Raw genomic sequence first — 3,203 nt, forward strand, 5'->3', positions numbered from 1 at the left:
GACCGCTTGGCCTCCGACTTGTCCCATCAGTATTGTGCTGGATGACTTTCATCTAATTGACAATAAGGTGATTCATCAAATGCTTACCCAACTAATCGAATATCTACCTGACAACGTACACGTCTACGTAACTAGTCGTGAGAATCTACCCCTTCCCATCGCCAAGTGGCGAGTTAAATCCTGGCTCAATGAGATAAGCACGGAACAACTGTGCTTTACATTTGAGGAAATTGAACAATTTTACGAAGAGAAAAACCTCGAAGAGAAACTTCTACATCACGTATTTCACACCACAGAAGGTTGGCCAGCCGGCATCCAATTAACGAGTATATCAATGAGAACCAACTCCAATAATGCATTAACATTAGACAAGATGAACCCTTTACAGCCCTTGATCACTGATTTTTTACTGCAAGAGATACTAGATACACTTCCGTCATCTATTCAAGATTTTCTTCTGAAGACGTCTTTTTTACAATCTTTAGAACCGGAAATTTGTAATAGCCTAACGAACCGAAGTGATAGCTATGCAATGCTTATAGAATTAGAAAAAAAGGGAATTTTCACTGTACGCCTAAACAATGCCCAACCGATGTTTCGTTACCATCATTTATTTGCAGAAGCTTTACAAATTGAATTTAAAAATCGTTATCCAAAGGAATTTGTTTCATCCATCATCTTGGAAACTGCGAAGCTGCTTTACTTAAAAGGTGATATCAACAGTGCGATTGACCTGGCCTTACAGGAAGGCGCCTTTACACTAGCGGAGTCGTGGATAACAGAACATTTAGTAGAAATATTTAAGAATGGAGAAACCTCCACTTTTTTAGGTTGGATCCAAACTTTAAGAAGAAACGATTACCCCGTTAATTATGAAATATTAGTGATGTACACTATTACCTTAATATCTGCCCTTCAACTAGAAGAGGCTGGTCTAATCATTTATGAGTTAGAGCTAAAGCAACAATTAGAACAATGGATGGATAAAGAGGAGAACAAAGGAATAGCTGATATTTTCACAACACTGCAAGTATATGCGCTTATTAGCATGGGGACAGGGATTGAAAAAGCGATAGAAATAATTCAAAGGCAAGTAGACCAAGGTTATGTTAGTTCTAGGTGGGATGGAATACCGATTAGGTTTAACTTATTTGAACATAAGCTTACTCGAACTAGCATTGGATCCAAGGGTAGATTTATGTCGTTAGAAAAAGCTATTCCGTTTGCAAAGTTATTCCGTGAAACTGAATTTAAGGAAAAAAATATGACTCTCTTTAGCTACGGGGCTTCAGCAGAAACATTGTATGAAAGAAATTATATCGATGCTGCCATTGGAGAATTAGAAATCGCTTTAAAGTATGGTCATAGTCTAAAAGATCCTGGATTATTTATTCCCATGTACGTTTTAAAGGCTCAAATTTATGCCTTAAATAAAAACTTCGTAGCAGCTCATGCATTATTAGACAACGTATTAGATTCATTAAGCGATAAGCATTGGCGTAATATTCTAGTCACCAAGAAGGCACATTGCTTTTTATTAGATGGAGATACTTTACGAGCAGAAGCAGAGCTACGAAAAGCAGAATCGAGACAGCCTTTTTGGTTACTCGTCCATGCTCGATTATTGCTAGCAACAGCAAAAGTAGAAGAAGCCTTAAAGACCGTCATCCAAGTGAAAACTAAAGCTATAGAGGAAGATCAAGTATCCACAATTGTAGAAGCTTCCTTGCTAGAAGCAATTTGTGAAATGGAAATGGACCATAAGGACAGCGCCTTGAGCGCATTACATGAAGCTTTAAGCTACGGCTCTACTTATGATTACGTCCGAACCTTCCTAGATGAGGAAGGTAGTATTAAATTATTAAAAGCCTATAGCAAAGAACGACAAAAACATAAAAAGACAGGCTGGGATTCGGTACCGTTAAGCTACGTAGAACAGCTTATAGAAAACAGCAGCCAAGCAGACAGCAGCATACTAGACCAACTAACACCACGAGAGTTGGAAGTTTTCCAGCTACTTGTAGATGGTGCAACCAACAAGGAAATCGCACAAAAACTATTTCTATCCGAAGGAACCATCCGCGTTTACCTGACAACGATTTACAGCAAGCTAGGCGTTAAATCCAGATCCAAGGCAATACTGCTTTACAACCAAAAATTCTTATAAACACAAGAAAAGCGGAATCGTCTATCTCTGCCCCAACAGGCAAATGAGAAAAAGCGAGGAGGCAACTCCTCAGCCACCACAAACGCACTTGTTTGCGACGAGCTTGCGCAGGAGCACCTTTTATCCATTTGACCCGAGGGGCAAGGCGAGGAAGCTAGACATCAAGAAAAGCGGAATCGCCTGTCACTTCCCCGACAGGCAAATGGAGAAATGCGAGGAGGCAGCTCCTCAGCCACCGGAGCTTTTATCCATTTGACCTCGAGGGGCAAGGTGATGTTCATAACTCTATAATTTCCTAAAAAACTAAAAAAGCTCCCTAATATGGGAGCTTTTTAGTCGTGAAAATTGTGTTGTAAACTGTCGTAAATCAAGCCTGGGCGAATTGTGTCTGACACAGGGACACACACAACTTCCCCCGAAACCCACCTATCTCCATGTTCCATCCAAATGAATTGTGTCTGACACAGGGACAAACACTAAGCCTCCCGCAGTTCCCCGGTCTCTTCCTGCTTCTCCTTTTTAAAGAAAAAGCCGATGATCGCACCAATCAGACCAGTAACAATCCACCCTGCTCCGTTTGAAAACAACGGGATAAAGCCAAATACATTGTTAAGCGTTTCCACCGCGATGTTCGCATCTTTTAGTGCATCCATGATAGCAACTATACTTACACCGATAATAGTACCAACATATACCGCACGTGAACCCTTGAACCAGCTATCCGTAAAAATCAAGATAATTAGTGCAATAGAAATCGGATACAGCAACATTAATATTGGTGAAGCCATAGTCAAGATTTTAGTTAATCCGAAGTTAGTAATAATCAAGCTTCCTAGCGAGAAGATGATTAACCATTTCTTGTAGGACACCCTCGGAATAATCCGCTCAAAGTATTCTGCTACAGCAGCTAAACAAGCTACATTCGTCGTAATACCAGTTAAGAAAATAACAATTCCAATTAAATAAATTCCAATTGGGCCAAATAGAGCTTTTGAAGCAAGTGCAATCAGCTCTCCGCCGTTTGTTGTATAGCCAA

Annotated in this window: 2 protein-coding genes; one reads left to right on the forward strand and one right to left on the reverse strand. The window is 40.1% G+C overall.

All coding sequences use genetic code 11. The features are described 5' to 3' along the window. A partial coding sequence (locus tag AC06OU_RS10155) for a winged helix-turn-helix domain-containing protein (RefSeq protein WP_475855554.1) occupies window positions 1-2,167 on the forward strand: 2,167 nt, incomplete at its 5' end. A 476-nt stretch (window positions 2,168-2,643) separates the two neighbouring features. Here AC06OU_RS10155 and AC06OU_RS10160 read toward each other — a convergent pair. Further along, on the reverse strand, window positions 2,644-3,203 hold a 560-nt coding region (locus AC06OU_RS10160), incomplete at its 5' end, for a branched-chain amino acid transport system II carrier protein (protein WP_475855555.1).

The sequence above is a fragment of the Psychrobacillus sp. genome (assembly GCF_056205495.1).